Source organism: Mesorhizobium sp. C268A (assembly GCF_040324475.1).
Taxonomy (GTDB): Bacteria; Pseudomonadota; Alphaproteobacteria; order Rhizobiales; family Rhizobiaceae; genus Mesorhizobium.
In genome coordinates, this window is the sequence record NZ_JAMYVX010000001.1 from 107,029 (window position 1) to 118,780 (window position 11,752).

At 62.5% G+C, this 11,752-nt stretch carries 18 protein-coding genes; 12 read left to right on the forward strand and 6 right to left on the reverse strand.

The genetic code is table 11. The features are described 5' to 3' along the window. Positions 1–7: 7 nt before the first annotated feature. The gene (locus NKL06_RS00515; RefSeq protein ID WP_023690182.1) at positions 8–262 is read right to left on the reverse strand and encodes a DUF2171 domain-containing protein; all 255 of its coding nucleotides are present in this window, start codon (positions 260–262) and stop codon (positions 8–10) included. A 137-nt stretch (positions 263–399) separates the two neighbouring features. Here NKL06_RS00515 and NKL06_RS00520 point away from each other — a divergent pair, with 137 nt between their 5' ends. The 4 genes from NKL06_RS00520 (at position 400) to NKL06_RS00535 (ending at position 3,744) form a co-directional block, all read left to right on the forward strand. Continuing rightward, the gene (locus NKL06_RS00520; RefSeq protein WP_023694137.1) at positions 400–1,125 is read left to right on the forward strand and encodes a DUF2259 domain-containing protein; all 726 of its coding nucleotides are present in this window, start codon (positions 400–402) and stop codon (positions 1,123–1,125) included. Between the two features lie 101 nt (positions 1,126–1,226). After that, positions 1,227–1,646: a hypothetical protein gene (locus NKL06_RS00525; RefSeq protein ID WP_245261354.1), complete on the forward strand. Its 420-nt coding sequence runs from the start codon at positions 1,227–1,229 to the stop codon at positions 1,644–1,646. Between the two features lie 59 nt (positions 1,647–1,705). Beyond that, entirely contained in the window at positions 1,706–3,007 is a 1,302-nt protein-coding gene (gene purB, locus NKL06_RS00530) for an adenylosuccinate lyase (protein WP_023694135.1), read from the forward strand. 8 nt (positions 3,008–3,015) lie between these two features. Then, complete coding sequence (locus NKL06_RS00535) at positions 3,016–3,744, forward strand: metallophosphoesterase family protein (protein WP_023694134.1); 729 nt, start codon at positions 3,016–3,018, stop codon at positions 3,742–3,744. Positions 3,745–3,759: 15 nt separating this feature from the next. On the opposite strand, the gene NKL06_RS00540 is transcribed toward NKL06_RS00535, so the two are convergent. Beyond that, complete coding sequence (locus NKL06_RS00540) at positions 3,760–4,575, reverse strand: VOC family protein (protein WP_023694133.1); 816 nt, start codon at positions 4,573–4,575, stop codon at positions 3,760–3,762. Positions 4,576–4,769: 194 nt separating this feature from the next. Between NKL06_RS00540 and NKL06_RS00545 the strand changes: the two genes are divergently transcribed. Continuing rightward, complete coding sequence (locus NKL06_RS00545; protein ID WP_023694132.1) at positions 4,770–5,324, forward strand: RBBP9/YdeN family alpha/beta hydrolase; 555 nt, start codon at positions 4,770–4,772, stop codon at positions 5,322–5,324. A gap of 19 nt (positions 5,325–5,343) precedes the next feature. Here the strand turns inward: NKL06_RS00545 and NKL06_RS00550 are convergent, their stop codons facing one another. Together NKL06_RS00550 and NKL06_RS00555 are read right to left on the reverse strand one after the other, a co-directional pair. Continuing rightward, positions 5,344–6,117, reverse strand: a complete 774-nt coding sequence (locus NKL06_RS00550) for an HpcH/HpaI aldolase family protein (RefSeq protein WP_023669090.1) — start codon at positions 6,115–6,117, stop codon at positions 5,344–5,346. A 127-nt stretch (positions 6,118–6,244) separates the two neighbouring features. Continuing rightward, positions 6,245–6,565 carry a DUF1476 domain-containing protein gene (locus NKL06_RS00555; RefSeq protein WP_023669091.1) on the reverse strand — a complete coding sequence of 107 codons (321 nt, stop codon included), beginning with the start codon at positions 6,563–6,565 and terminating at the stop codon, positions 6,245–6,247. Between the two features lie 47 nt (positions 6,566–6,612). On the opposite strand from NKL06_RS00555, the gene NKL06_RS00560 reads away from it, so the two are divergent. From NKL06_RS00560 to NKL06_RS00585, 6 genes are all read left to right on the forward strand, one after another. Further along, positions 6,613–6,735, forward strand: coding sequence for a hypothetical protein (locus tag NKL06_RS00560; protein WP_280790911.1), 123 nt, complete (start codon positions 6,613–6,615; stop codon positions 6,733–6,735). A gap of 105 nt (positions 6,736–6,840) precedes the next feature. Next, complete coding sequence (gene purC / locus NKL06_RS00565; protein WP_013532127.1) at positions 6,841–7,635, forward strand: phosphoribosylaminoimidazolesuccinocarboxamide synthase; 795 nt, start codon at positions 6,841–6,843, stop codon at positions 7,633–7,635. 88 nt (positions 7,636–7,723) lie between these two features. Next, positions 7,724–7,966, forward strand: coding sequence for a phosphoribosylformylglycinamidine synthase subunit PurS (purS, locus tag NKL06_RS00570; protein ID WP_023669092.1), 243 nt, complete (start codon positions 7,724–7,726; stop codon positions 7,964–7,966). A 1-nt stretch (position 7,967) separates the two neighbouring features. Continuing rightward, entirely contained in the window at positions 7,968–8,636 is a 669-nt protein-coding gene (gene purQ, locus NKL06_RS00575; RefSeq protein ID WP_023684888.1) for a phosphoribosylformylglycinamidine synthase subunit PurQ, read from the forward strand. Between the two features lie 41 nt (positions 8,637–8,677). Beyond that, the gene (locus tag NKL06_RS00580) at positions 8,678–9,088 is read left to right on the forward strand and encodes a hypothetical protein (protein ID WP_023669094.1); all 411 of its coding nucleotides are present in this window, start codon (positions 8,678–8,680) and stop codon (positions 9,086–9,088) included. 4 nt (positions 9,089–9,092) lie between these two features. Further along, positions 9,093–9,737 carry a Pr6Pr family membrane protein gene (locus NKL06_RS00585; RefSeq protein ID WP_023684887.1) on the forward strand — a complete coding sequence of 215 codons (645 nt, stop codon included), beginning with the start codon at positions 9,093–9,095 and terminating at the stop codon, positions 9,735–9,737. On the opposite strand, the gene NKL06_RS00590 is transcribed toward NKL06_RS00585, so the two are convergent. Beyond that, positions 9,712–9,987, reverse strand: coding sequence for a DUF1127 domain-containing protein (locus NKL06_RS00590; RefSeq protein ID WP_023694131.1), 276 nt, complete (start codon positions 9,985–9,987; stop codon positions 9,712–9,714). The genes NKL06_RS00585 and NKL06_RS00590 overlap by 26 nt on opposite strands. A gap of 93 nt (positions 9,988–10,080) precedes the next feature. Here NKL06_RS00590 and NKL06_RS00595 point away from each other — a divergent pair, with 93 nt between their 5' ends. After that, positions 10,081–11,490: an aminotransferase-like domain-containing protein gene (locus NKL06_RS00595; RefSeq protein ID WP_023694130.1), complete on the forward strand. Its 1,410-nt coding sequence runs from the start codon at positions 10,081–10,083 to the stop codon at positions 11,488–11,490. Positions 11,491–11,532: 42 nt separating this feature from the next. Here the strand turns inward: NKL06_RS00595 and NKL06_RS00600 are convergent, their stop codons facing one another. Next, complete coding sequence (locus NKL06_RS00600) at positions 11,533–11,697, reverse strand: hypothetical protein (RefSeq protein ID WP_023669098.1); 165 nt, start codon at positions 11,695–11,697, stop codon at positions 11,533–11,535. Between the last annotated feature and the right edge of the window lie 55 nt (positions 11,698–11,752).

The following is an 11,752-nucleotide window of genomic DNA, read 5'->3' on the forward strand; positions in this document are numbered from 1 at the left end:
CTTTCAGTCAGGTCGGGTCGGACTCCTCTTCCTCGAAGCTGACCGCGACATCCGAATTCGCCGACAGCCAGACTTTCTGGCCCTCGACCTCGGCAAGCAGGCTCAAGGGAATGTAGTGGTGATGCCCCTGATGGGTGCCCTCGCCGCTGTCGGCCTTGGTCAACTTGATCCGCTCGCCATCGACCCTGTCGACGGTGCCGATGTGAACGCCGTCGGCGCCGACCACTTCCATATGCTCGCGAATCTTGCTGGCCTCAGTCATGGGGTGTTCTCCTTTTGAAAACGATCGACGATAACAAACAGAGGCGAAATTGGATGCATCGCCTTTCGAATAGCACGATGTTTTGACTGTCTCGTGATAGGGAACGATCGAACCACGGCAGGCGGAGCGGAACCCCGATGCGAAATCTCGTCCTGATTGGCGTTTGCCTGCTGGTCCATCTGGCATCCGCCATGGCCGCCCAAGCGGGCGATGTCGCCGAGCTTGAAATCCTCGGCTTCAGCAAGGATGGCAGCGTCTTCGCCTTCGAGGAATATGGTGTGGCAGACGGTTCGGGCTTTCCCTATGCCAATCGCCACTACATCAACACCGCCGACGACACGTTCCTGAAGGGCACGCCAATCCGGGTCCGGCTGGAGGATGAGACCGCCTCGCTCGAGACGGCCCGTCAGCAAGCCAGGCAAAAAGGCGAAGCAATCATTGCCCAGGCCGAGCTTACCGCCAACCGCGGCATCACCGCCGGCTTCAACCCGGTGACCGAATTGTCGGCCGACCCGTTCCGCATGGTGGTCAACCCACGGCCGATCTTTTCGCCGGTCGACCCGCCGCTGGAATTCCGGCTGGACGAGATCGGCATGAACGACACCGAAAGCTGCCAGAGCCAAGGCGAGATCAACGGTTTTCGCTTGCTGCGGATCGAGGCCAGGGATGGCGGCCAGACCCATCTGCTGCATGAGGATAAATCGATCCCGAAAAGCCGTGGCTGCCCGAACGGCTACAGGATCGGCGCGGTGCAGACATTTTCGATGGACGGCATCAGCGCCTATGCGGTGCTGATCGCGGTGCGCCAATACGGCTTCGAAGGGCCGGATTTTCGCTGGATCGCCGTGACCGGACGCCTGTGACATCGCTCGATCAATCCAGTTGGCGCAAGCGCGCCGGAAATCGCGTCAGCCGCGCCGTACCATCGACGGGCACCGCGCTTCTCGGCGCCTTGCTGTGGGCGATGGCCATGGGCGCCAGCGCGCTGACCGGTCTTTGGCTCGACAATTGGGAGACCCCGGAAAAGATCCGCTTCGTCGCCCTGCTGTTTGCGACCGGCGCGGCATTGGCCTTTCCCGTCGGGTTGTTCGCGGCGCGGCTGGTCTCGCTCGACCGGCATTGGGAGGTGGCGTTCGCCGCCGCCTTCGTCTGCCTGCTTGCCACGACGCTCGCCTTCACCGGCGGGTTGTTTGCGCTGCAATACCGCTCCTATTATGCCGAATGGCACGCGGAGGCCTTCACCGCCCGGTGGGCGTTCGAACTGGTCTTCACCTCGCTGACGGCGCTCTACCAGTTCGTGGTGCTGGGTATCAGGCTCTATTTTCCGCTCGGATTCATCGCGCTTGCCGCCGCCAGCGTTTGGTTTGCACGCCAGCAGCGTTGAGCATTCGGTCCGCCTCTGATAGGAGGCGCACTTAACCACCGACATATCAGGACTGACGGATGATCCCTCGCTATTCCCGGCCGGAAATGGTCGCCATCTGGTCGCCGGAAACCCGCTTCCGCATCTGGTTCGAGATCGAGGCCCATGCCTGCGATGCGCTGGCCGAGCTCGGCGTCATTCCCAGGGAAGCCGCCAAAACCATCTGGGAAAAAGGCGGCGCCGCCCAATTCGACGTCGGCAAGATCGACGAGATCGAGGCCGTCACCAAGCACGACGTCATCGCCTTCCTCACCCATCTCGCCGAATTCGTCGGGCCGGATGCGCGTTTCATCCACCAGGGCATGACCTCATCGGATGTTCTCGACACCTGCCTTGCGGTGCAGCTCGGCCGCGCCAGCGATATCCTGCTGGCCGACCTCGACGGCCTGCTCGCCGCGCTGAAGCGCCGGGCCTTCGAGCACAAGGACACCGTCACCATCGGCCGCAGCCACGGCATTCATGCCGAGCCGACCACGTTCGGCGTCAAGCTGGCGCAGGCCTATGCCGAGTTCTCACGCTGCCGCGAGCGGCTGGTGCACGCGCGAGAGGATATTGCCACCTGCGCCATATCGGGCGCGATCGGCACCTTCGCCAACATCGATCCCTATGTCGAAGAACATGTGGCGAAAAAGCTTGGGCTGAAGCCGGAGCCGGTGTCGACGCAGGTCATCCCTCGCGACCGCCATGCCATGTTCTTTGCCACGCTCGGCGTCATCGCCTCGTCGGTCGAGCGGCTGGCGACCGAGATCCGCCATCTGCAGCGCACCGAGGTGCTGGAAGCGGAAGAGTATTTTTCGCCGGGCCAGAAGGGCTCGTCGGCAATGCCGCACAAGCGCAACCCGGTGCTGACCGAAAACCTCACCGGCCTTGCCCGCATGGTGCGCTCCATGGCGCTGCCGGCGATGGAGAATGTGGCGCTCTGGCACGAGCGCGACATCTCGCATTCCTCGGTCGAGCGCATGATAGGGCCGGACGCCACGGTAACGCTGGATTTCGCGCTGTCGCGGCTCACCGGCGTCGTCGACAAATTGCTGGTCTATCCCGACAACATGCTGAAGAACATGAACAAGTTCCGTGGCCTTGTGCATTCGCAGCGCGTGCTTTTGGCGCTGACGCAAGCCGGCGTCAGCCGCGAGGATGCCTACCGCCTGGTGCAGCGCAACGCCATGAAGGTATGGGAACATGGCGCTGATTTCCTTGAGGAATTGTTGGCCGACAAGGAAGTCACCGCAGCGCTGCCCGAAGCCGAGATCCGCGAGAAATTCGACCTGGGCTATCACACCAAGCATGTCGACACGATCTTCAAGCGGGTTTTCGGATAGGATCTTCCATGCGGCTGGCTGTCCTTTCCGACATCCATGGGAATCTGCGCGCGCTTGAGGCGGTTCATGCGCAGATCAAAGACGCTTCTCCCGACATCATCGTCAATCTGGGCGATTGTCTCTCCGGGCCGCTATGGCCTGAAGAAACCGCGCAATATCTGATGGCACAGAATTGGCCGACCGTGCGCGGCAATCACGACCGTGTGCTGGTCGAGCCGCCTGCTTCCGGGTTGGAAGACGTCGATGCTTTCACCCACCAATGCCTGTCCCAGGCGTCATTGACCTGGCTCTCCGCATTGCCGGTCACCCTGTCGCCTGCCCAGGACATCCTGCTTTGCCATGGCAGCCCCAGTGACGACGACGTGTTCCTGCTCGAGGAAGACGGAGGCAGCCACTTCCACCCGTCCAATGAAAAGCAGATCAGGCACAAGCTGGGCAGCGCCGGCGCCGGGCTGACCTTGTGCGGCCATACACATACGCCGCGCGTTGTGCGCTTGTCGGACAACCGGACAATCCTCAATCCCGGCAGTGTCGGCGTCCAGGCATTCCCAGGTTTGACTGTGACCGGCAGTCCGGATGCCCGCTATGCCCTTGCCACGCGCAAGGACAGACAATGGTCGTTCAGCCATCATACGGTCAGCTATGACTGGACCGAGGCGTCCACCCGCGCGACAGCCACCGGCTTCGACAGCTGGGCGCATGGGCTGCTGACGGGCTACGCCGCCACTTCCTTGTAAGAACCGAGCGGGCGCTCAGCCGGCGGCGCCCGGCACGGTGCGGATAACCGTGCCCCACGGATCTTCCCGCGTGGTTTCAGCGGTTGTCTTGTCCGACCGCATCTCGACCCAGGCCAGACCCGAGCGGGACGGATCGCGGCGGCCGGCGCCGGCGCTGTGCCACGAATTGCCACCGATATGATGGTGGTAGCCTCCCGACGACAGGAACACCGCCTGCCCTCCATACTTAGCGACCGTGTCGAAGCCAAATTCGTCGTGCCACCAGGCCTCGGCATCTTCCGGCCGGCCGACGCGCAGATGGACATGGCCGATAATGCTGTTTTGCGGCGCGCCCTGCCAGCCGGCGTCACCGGCCGGCACGCTGCCAACCACGGCGGCCAGATTCAGCCGCTCGGTCGCCATGGCGATCTTGTCGCCGTTCCACTTCCACTCCTGCGGCAGACGGTCCCTATAGACTTCAATGCCGTTGCCTTCGGGGTCGGTCAGGTACAAAGCCTCGCTGACCAGATGGTCGGAGGCGCCCTCGATGCGGATCTTGTTGGCGGCGGCATGGTTTATCCAACGGCCGAGATCGGCGCGGCTGGGCAGAAGGAAAGCGGTGTGGAAAAGGCCGGCGCTGCGCGGATCGTCGGGCTTGGCCGCTGCGTCAGGCTCGATGACCAGCAGCGGGCGCTCGGCAGCGCCCAGCGTGATGGCGCCATCGGCGCGGCTCAATTCCTGCAGGCCGACAACAGCCCGGTAGTAATCGGCAAGTCCTTCGGCGTCGCGCGCCTTCAGGCCCACGCGTGACACGCTGACGGGGGTCGTCGCGGCAAAAGGCAGTTCGCTCATAAAACTCTCCGTTCAGCGCGTTATCCCAGGCCGCGCCACCAGTCTATTCTGTTGTCCATCTCTTCCTGCCTCAAATCGTCGATCCTGATCGTTCACACAAGATGGAAAGAATCGAACAGGTTGTTCACGATTGTGATGCACCGCATGCGTCAGCGCGGGTTGCACGAGACACGGCCGCTCGCTATCTCAGCGCCATGAAAGTCAAAGACGCAGATATTCTGATCGTGCCGGGCTACACCAATTCCGGCCCCCAACACTGGCAGACACGCTGGCAGTCGAAACTGTCGACGGCGCGCCGGGTCGAGCAGGCGGAGTGGTCGAAGCCGGTGCGCGAGGACTGGACGGCGAGCGTGGCGAACGCTGTCAACGAGGCCGAGCGGCCGGTGGTGATCGTTGCCCATTCCCTGGGCGTGGCGGCCGCGGTGCAGGCCATTCCGCAGTTCAGGAAGCCGGTCGCCGGTGCGTTCTTTGTCGCGCCGCCCGACGTCGCCAACCCGGAGATAAGGCCGCGTCACCTGATGACCTTTGGCCCCTATGCACGCGAACCGCTGCCCTTCCCGTCCATCGTCATCGCCAGCCGCAACGATCCGTTCTGCGCCTTCGAGGTTGCCGAGGACATTGCCGGCGCCTGGGGTTCGCTGTTCATCGATGCCGGCGAAACCGGTCACCTCAATGAGGATGCCGGCTTCGGCCCGTGGCCGGAAGGGTCGATGACCTTCGCCAAGTTCCTGACCGACCTCAAGGCCTGACCGGGCAAGGCACCACGCCTCAGCCCTTGATCGAATCGTTCATGCTTTTGATGAGTATCTTTGCGCCGAGCGAAATCAGCGCATGGTCCGAGCCCATCGCCAGCAGCCGGTAGCCCATCGCCACGACGCGGCCGGCAATCGCCGGCTCAACGACGTAGATTGCCGCATGCTTGCCCGCCTTGCGCGTCCGCTCGGCGATGGAGGCGACGGTTTCCATCATGCTTTCCAGCGTCGAATTGACGGTGGCGCCATTCGACCAGGCGATGGAGAAATCCGATGGGCCGAGGAAGATGCCGTCAATGCCCGGCGTGTCGAGGATGCCGTCCAGCGCATCGAGTGCGGCGCGCGTTTCGACCATGGCAAAGGCCATGGTGCGTTGATTGGTGTCGCGCAGCCATTCGGCGTGGTCGCCTTTGCCATGGCGCGGAAAAGCATAGGTCGGGCCCCAGGAGCGCTCGCCCATCGGCGGATATTTCATCGCCGCGGCAAAGAGTTTTGCATCGGCCACCGAATTCACCATCGGTGCAATCACCGCCTCGGCACCGAAATCGAGGGCGCGGCTGGCCATGTCGAAGCGGCCGACCGGAATGCGCACCAGCGCCGGCTTGTTGGCGGCCAGCACCGGCACCAGGCCGCGCAAGACCGAGTCTTCGTGGTGTCCGCCATGCTGCATATCGAGGGTGACGGCGTCAAAACCCTGCTTGGCGATGATTTCGACCGTCAAAGCGTCCGGAACGCCGGACCAGGCGGTGAACAGCGTTTCATCCGCCGCCAGGCGTGACTTCAGGGACATGGGTGCTTTCCTCGTTGGGTAGAGCCTTGTAACAGGCCTACGCACAGTTTCAGCCGGAAAAGGCTGAAAAGGCAAAGAAAAACCGCCCGGCTGGACCGGGCGGTCGATTGGTCCAGCGCTACTCGCTCTAGGTGTTCTTGATCTGCTCGATCGCCTGCGCCATCAGTTCGTCCATGGTGCGGCGGATCTGGTGATCCGACTGGTCGACGCCGGCGGCGTCGAAATCCTTGCGGATCTTGCGGAATACGTCGTGATCGCCGGCTTCCTCGATATCGGAAACCACAACTTCCTTGGCATAGGCGTCGGCGTCAGTGCCGGATTTGCCCAGCTTTTCGGCGGCCCACAGACCGAGCGCCTTGTTGCGGCGTGCGGAAGCCTTGAAGCGAAGTTCTTCGTCGAAGGCGAATTTGCGCTCAAAACCCTCTTCGCGGTCTTTCATGCTGCTCATGGCTTCCCTCCGATGAAATCGATTCGCGTTGGCGATGGATATGTGTGTTGCCGCAGCACAAACCAAAAGGGCGCGGGCCGGTCAATATGCTACATCACTTGCTGCGCTGCGGCATTTCATTCCTGAAAGCGGTCGATGGAAAGGATTTGCCGATTGAGCAAACGCTGTGATTGGGATAGACCCGGCATTGAACCCCACCCGTCGCCGCACCAATTTAGGCAGACGGACAGGAACTGGTCGCTTGCCGCCTGCCCGCAAATCCAGAGAAAAATCAGATGAAAAATCGCCGCCGCATTTATGAAGGCAAGGCCAAGATCCTCTATGAGGGACCGGAACCGGGCACGCTTATCCAGTTCTTCAAAGATGATGCGACCGCATTCAACAAGAAGAAACATGAGGTCATCGACGGCAAGGGTGTGCTCAACAACCGCATTTCCGAGTACATCTTCAACCATCTGAACCGCATGGGCATTCCGACCCACTTCATCCGCCGGCTCAACATGCGCGAGCAGCTGATCAAGGAAGTCGAGATCATTCCGCTCGAAGTGGTGGTGCGCAATGTCGCCGCCGGCTCGCTGTCCAAGCGCCTCGGCATCGAGGAAGGCACCGTTCTGCCGCGTTCGATCATCGAATTCTATTACAAGGCCGATGCGCTCGACGATCCGATGGTGTCGGAAGAGCACATCACCGCTTTCGGCTGGGCAAGCCCGCAGGAGATCGACGACGTCATGGCGCTGGCCATCCGCGTCAACGACTTCCTCTCCGGCCTGTTCATGGGTGTCGGCATCCAGCTCGTGGATTTCAAGATCGAATGCGGCCGCCTGTTCGAGGGCGACATGATGCGCATCGTCGTTGCCGACGAGATCTCGCCGGATTCGTGCCGGCTGTGGGACGTGGCAACGCAGGACAAGCTCGACAAGGACCGTTTCCGCCGCGATATGGGCGGCCTCGTCGAAGCCTATCAGGAAGTTGCCCGCCGCCTTGGCATCATGAACGAGAACGAGCCGCCGCGCCCGACCGGCCCGGTGCTCGTCGCCTCGACCGATGGCCTCAAAGGCAAGCCGCATTAAGTCTTCATTTCTTGACGCAATTCCGGACGGAAAACCGCTTCACACTTTTCCTGGAATTGCTAAGTCTTCGAACAGGAACCTGTCCAGCATGATCAAGGCCCGCATCACCGTCACCCTCAAGAACGGCGTGCTCGACCCGCAGGGAAAAGCCATAGAGCACGCTCTGTCCGGACTGGGGTTCGGCGGCGTCGGCCAGGTGCGGCAGGGCAAGGTCTTCGACCTCGAGCTCTCGGAGACCGACAAGGCCAAGGCTGAAGCCGATCTGAAAGCCATGTGCGACAAGCTGCTGGCGAATACGGTGATCGAGAATTACGCGGTGGAGATCGCTTGATATGAAATCAGCTGTCGTTCTTCTCCCCGGCCTCAACCGCGACCGCGACATGATTGCGGCGCTGACCAAGATTTCCGGGCAGGCGCCGGCGACCGTCTGGCAGACCGACACTGAAATCCCCGATGTCGACCTGATCGCCATTCCCGGCGGCTTCTCCTTCGGCGATTATCTGCGCTGCGGCGCCATTGCCGCGCGGATGCCGGTGATGCGGGCAGTCGCTGAAAAGGCCGCCAAGGGCGTCATGGTCATTGGCGTCTGCAACGGGTTCCAGATTCTGGTCGAGGCCGGCCTGCTGCCCGGCGCGCTGATGCGCAATGCTTCGCTGAAATTCGTTTGCCGTGAGGTGAAGCTGCAGATCGCCAACGCCAACACCATGTTCACCCGCCGCTATCAGCCGGGCCAAATCATCCGCACGCCGGTTGCGCATCATGACGGCAATTATTTCGCCGATGCCGACACGCTTGCGCGCCTCGAGGGCGAAGGACAGGTTGTGTTCCGCTATGCCGAAGGCACCAATCCCAATGGCTCGATCAACGACATTGCCGGCATCATCAGCGAGAAGGGCAATGTGCTCGGCCTGATGCCGCATCCGGAAAACCTGATCGAGGCCGCGCATGGCGGCAGTGACGGCCGGGCGCTGTTCGAAGGCGCACTCGGCATCGCCGCCTGATATCTCTTCGAATTCCTTTCAAAACGCGGGGGCGGTTGACCATGAGACTGACGATTGTTCGCCTAGGTCCCCTGGCTGCTGCCGGCTTGGCGTTGGCGTCCTGCCAGTCCAGCCCGAAGAGCGCGCCGGTCCCCACGGGCAAGAGCGCTTCGCTGCTGGCCATGGAACAGGTAGCGATATCGGCCCACAAATGCTGGATCGCCAGCAAGGATCCCGCCTTCAAATCCTATCAGATGGCCAATGAGCTGAATTCGTTCAGCGGCACGCCCCGCTTCCTGCTGGTGCCGGCCAAGCATTATGGCGGCAAGCCGCTGCTGGTCGTCCAGGCGCAAGGCAATTCCAGCCGCGTCGACGTGTTCGGTCCGCTGATGGACGATCCGCTCGGCGCGCGCATCGGATCCGACATTGCGCGCTGGCAAACGGGCAACCCCTCCTGCAACGCGGCCGCCTGACGCCATGGGCCGCTTCCTGCAGTTTGCGGGATTGATCATCGGTCTGGCCGGGCTTGTCCTGCAAGCGTGCATCACCATCCCGGCATCGATGGAAGCCGGCCGCAGTTTTCTCGGCTCCATCGTCTTTCTGTTCAGCTTCTTCACCATCCTGACCAACATCGGTGCAGTGCTGGTCCATGTCTCGCTGCTGTCGCCTTCGGGCTACGCCTGGCTGCCGGCCTTTGCCGGGCCGCGGATGCGGGCGGGCGTGGCGGCTTCCATCGCCCTGGTCTTCATCGTCTACGCGACGGTTCTGGCGCAGCTCTGGCAGCCGCAGGGGCTGTTCCTGCTCTGTGACGTGCTGCTGCACTATGTGACGCCGGTGCTGTTCGTGCTGTGGTGGCTTGTTGCAGGCGCTGACGGCAGGACACGCTGGAGCGACATTTCGTGGTGGATGGCCTATCCGATCGCCTATCTCGCCTATGCGCTGGCGCGCGCACCGATCGCAGGCGAAGTACCCTACCCGTTCCTCGACGTTGCGAAAAACGGCGCGGCCAACGTCGCCCTTGCGGCGCTGGCCGTCACCGGTGTTTTCCTGGTGCTGTGCATCCTCGCCGTGCTTGCCGATAAGGGCGTCTCACGCCTCAGGGCTCCGGGCACACGCCGCTGACCAGACTACAAGTTAGTCGCCTGATGCCTTCGCGGTGAGCGTCGTCACGCGACACACCGATGTCCCTGAGCTGCTCGTCGGTCATTTCGAGCAAAGCCAGGCGGCCGCGACGGCGCTCGATCAGCACGTCGATCCATCGCGCCAGCGATCTGACTACATGCACGATCCGGCCGACAAAGCCTCGCCGGCTGGACGGGCGCGGCCCGACCAATTCAATGCCCGCGCAGCGGATTGTCTCGATTGTATCCATTGTCTTTCTGCCAACCTTGCAAATTGTACCCATCTTGGTACGGTTCTGATATGCATTGACACCCGATCTGGTGCAATATACAGAATTGTCACCATGACAAATTGGCTCCCTGACCTCACCATCGGTTCCGGCCCGCTTTACCAGCGCCTTGCCGACAGCATCGAGTCGGACATCGACAAGGGCGTCATCGATGCCGGGGCAAAATTGCCGCCGCAGCGCGATCTCGCCTATGATATCGGCACGACGGTCGGCACGATCGGCCGAGCCTATCAGCTGCTGCGCGAGCGCGGCCTGGTGAGCGGCGAAGTCGGTCGCGGGACCTATGTGCTGGCGCAGCAATCGGAAGCGTCACCCGAATTCGCCGAGCCTGCCGTGCAAGGCACGCGCTATGTCGATGCGCCGCCCGGCAAACTGCGTTTCGACAGCACTGCCGCGCCCGACATCGGCCAGGGCGCCATTGTCGCTGACATGCTCTCGCGCACGGTGCAGGAACACCCGCACGAGATTTCGAGCTACACCAGGGATTTTCCGGAGCGCTGGTTCGAGGCCGGCGCCCGCTGGCTGTCGCGCAATTCGTTCCGTCCGGCGGCCGACACCATCGTTCCCACGCTTGGCACACATGCCGCGGTGATGGCGGCGATTGCGGCACTGACCACGCCGGGCGACTATGTCGCCTTCGAGCACCTCACCTATTCGCAGATCGCCCGCAGCGCCGGGCTGATCGGGCGGCGCATAGCACTGGTGGCATCGGACGAAGAAGGCCTCGATCCCGAGGATTTCGAACGCGTCTGCGCGCAAAAGCACCCGAAGATAATCTTCCTGATGCCGACGGTGCAGAACCCGACGCTGGCGATCCTGTCGGTTTCGCGCCGCGAGGCGATCGCTCGTGTCGCGCGCGCGTACAATGTCATCGTCATCGAGGACGATCTCTATGGCGGCCTGACCGAAGATCCGACGCCGCTCATCGCCGAATATGCACCCGAGCGCACCATTGTCGCCGGCGGTCTGTCGAAATCGGTCGCGGCAGGTGTTCGCGGCGGCTGGCTCTCCTGCCCGCCCGCCTATCGCCATCGCATCCGCGTCGCCCACAAGATGATGACCGGCGGGATGCCGTTCCTGCTGGCGGAGGTGAATGCGCGGCTGGTGCTGTCAGGGCAGGCTGGCGATATCCGCAAACGCAGCATTGCCGAAATTGCCGCCCGCATCGCCATCGTGCGCGAGACACTGGCGGGTTTCGCCTTCAAGTCACACGGCAGCGTGCCCTTCGTCTGGCTGACGCTGCCCGATCCCTGGCTGTCCGGCACGTTCAGGAGCGCATGCCTCGAAAATGGCGTGCTCCTCGACGACGAGGACGAGTTCAAGGCGGGGCGTTCCGAGCAGGTTTTTCACGGCGTGCGTTTCGGCGTCTCGCAGCCAAGGCGGCGCGAGGACATCACCGGCGGCGTCGCGGTGATCCGGCGGCTGCTGGAGGAAGGCCGCGCCGGCTACGACAGTTCGTCCTGAATCGTTGGCGCTAAACCGTGCGCCTGTGTACCGATCTCAGGTTCAGCCCTCTGCCTTGAAGTTTTTGGCTTCCTTTGCGCCCTTGTCCTTGCCGTGCTTCTCGGCCAGGTCCTTGGCCTGCTTGGGCGAAACGTCGGTGGTCTCGGCAATATGCATGGCCTCCTTGTCGGAGAGGCGATTGTCTTTCTTGCCTTGCTTGGTGGCCATGTCGAAATCTCCTGATTGGTTTGAGGCCTAACGGCCGGGATGCCATAGCGTTCCC

Excerpts from the sequence above, each read along its gene's own strand:
- purQ (WP_023684888.1), top strand. The coding sequence starts at position 7,968 with ATGAAATCAGCTGTCGTTCTTCTCCCCGGCCTCAACCGCGACCGCGAC.
- NKL06_RS00545 (WP_023694132.1), top strand. The coding sequence starts at position 4,770 with ATGAAAGTCAAAGACGCAGATATTCTGATCGTGCCGGGCTACACCAAT.
- NKL06_RS00590 (WP_023694131.1), bottom strand. The coding sequence starts at position 9,987 with ATGGATACAATCGAGACAATCCGCTGCGCGGGCATTGAATTGGTCGGG.
- NKL06_RS00520 (WP_023694137.1), top strand. The coding sequence starts at position 400 with ATGCGAAATCTCGTCCTGATTGGCGTTTGCCTGCTGGTCCATCTGGCA.
- NKL06_RS00515 (WP_023690182.1), bottom strand. The coding sequence starts at position 262 with ATGACTGAGGCCAGCAAGATTCGCGAGCATATGGAAGTGGTCGGCGCC.
- purC (WP_013532127.1), top strand. The coding sequence starts at position 6,841 with ATGAAAAATCGCCGCCGCATTTATGAAGGCAAGGCCAAGATCCTCTAT.
- NKL06_RS00595 (WP_023694130.1), top strand. The coding sequence starts at position 10,081 with ATGACAAATTGGCTCCCTGACCTCACCATCGGTTCCGGCCCGCTTTAC.
- NKL06_RS00540 (WP_023694133.1), bottom strand. The coding sequence starts at position 4,575 with ATGAGCGAACTGCCTTTTGCCGCGACGACCCCCGTCAGCGTGTCACGC.
- NKL06_RS00580 (WP_023669094.1), top strand. The coding sequence starts at position 8,678 with ATGAGACTGACGATTGTTCGCCTAGGTCCCCTGGCTGCTGCCGGCTTG.
- NKL06_RS00600 (WP_023669098.1), bottom strand. The coding sequence starts at position 11,697 with ATGGCCACCAAGCAAGGCAAGAAAGACAATCGCCTCTCCGACAAGGAG.
- purS (WP_023669092.1), top strand. The coding sequence starts at position 7,724 with ATGATCAAGGCCCGCATCACCGTCACCCTCAAGAACGGCGTGCTCGAC.
- NKL06_RS00555 (WP_023669091.1), bottom strand. The coding sequence starts at position 6,565 with ATGAGCAGCATGAAAGACCGCGAAGAGGGTTTTGAGCGCAAATTCGCC.
- NKL06_RS00550 (WP_023669090.1), bottom strand. The coding sequence starts at position 6,117 with ATGTCCCTGAAGTCACGCCTGGCGGCGGATGAAACGCTGTTCACCGCC.
- NKL06_RS00535 (WP_023694134.1), top strand. The coding sequence starts at position 3,016 with ATGCGGCTGGCTGTCCTTTCCGACATCCATGGGAATCTGCGCGCGCTT.
- NKL06_RS00585 (WP_023684887.1), top strand. The coding sequence starts at position 9,093 with ATGGGCCGCTTCCTGCAGTTTGCGGGATTGATCATCGGTCTGGCCGGG.
- purB (WP_023694135.1), top strand. The coding sequence starts at position 1,706 with ATGATCCCTCGCTATTCCCGGCCGGAAATGGTCGCCATCTGGTCGCCG.
- NKL06_RS00525 (WP_245261354.1), top strand. The coding sequence starts at position 1,227 with ATGGCCATGGGCGCCAGCGCGCTGACCGGTCTTTGGCTCGACAATTGG.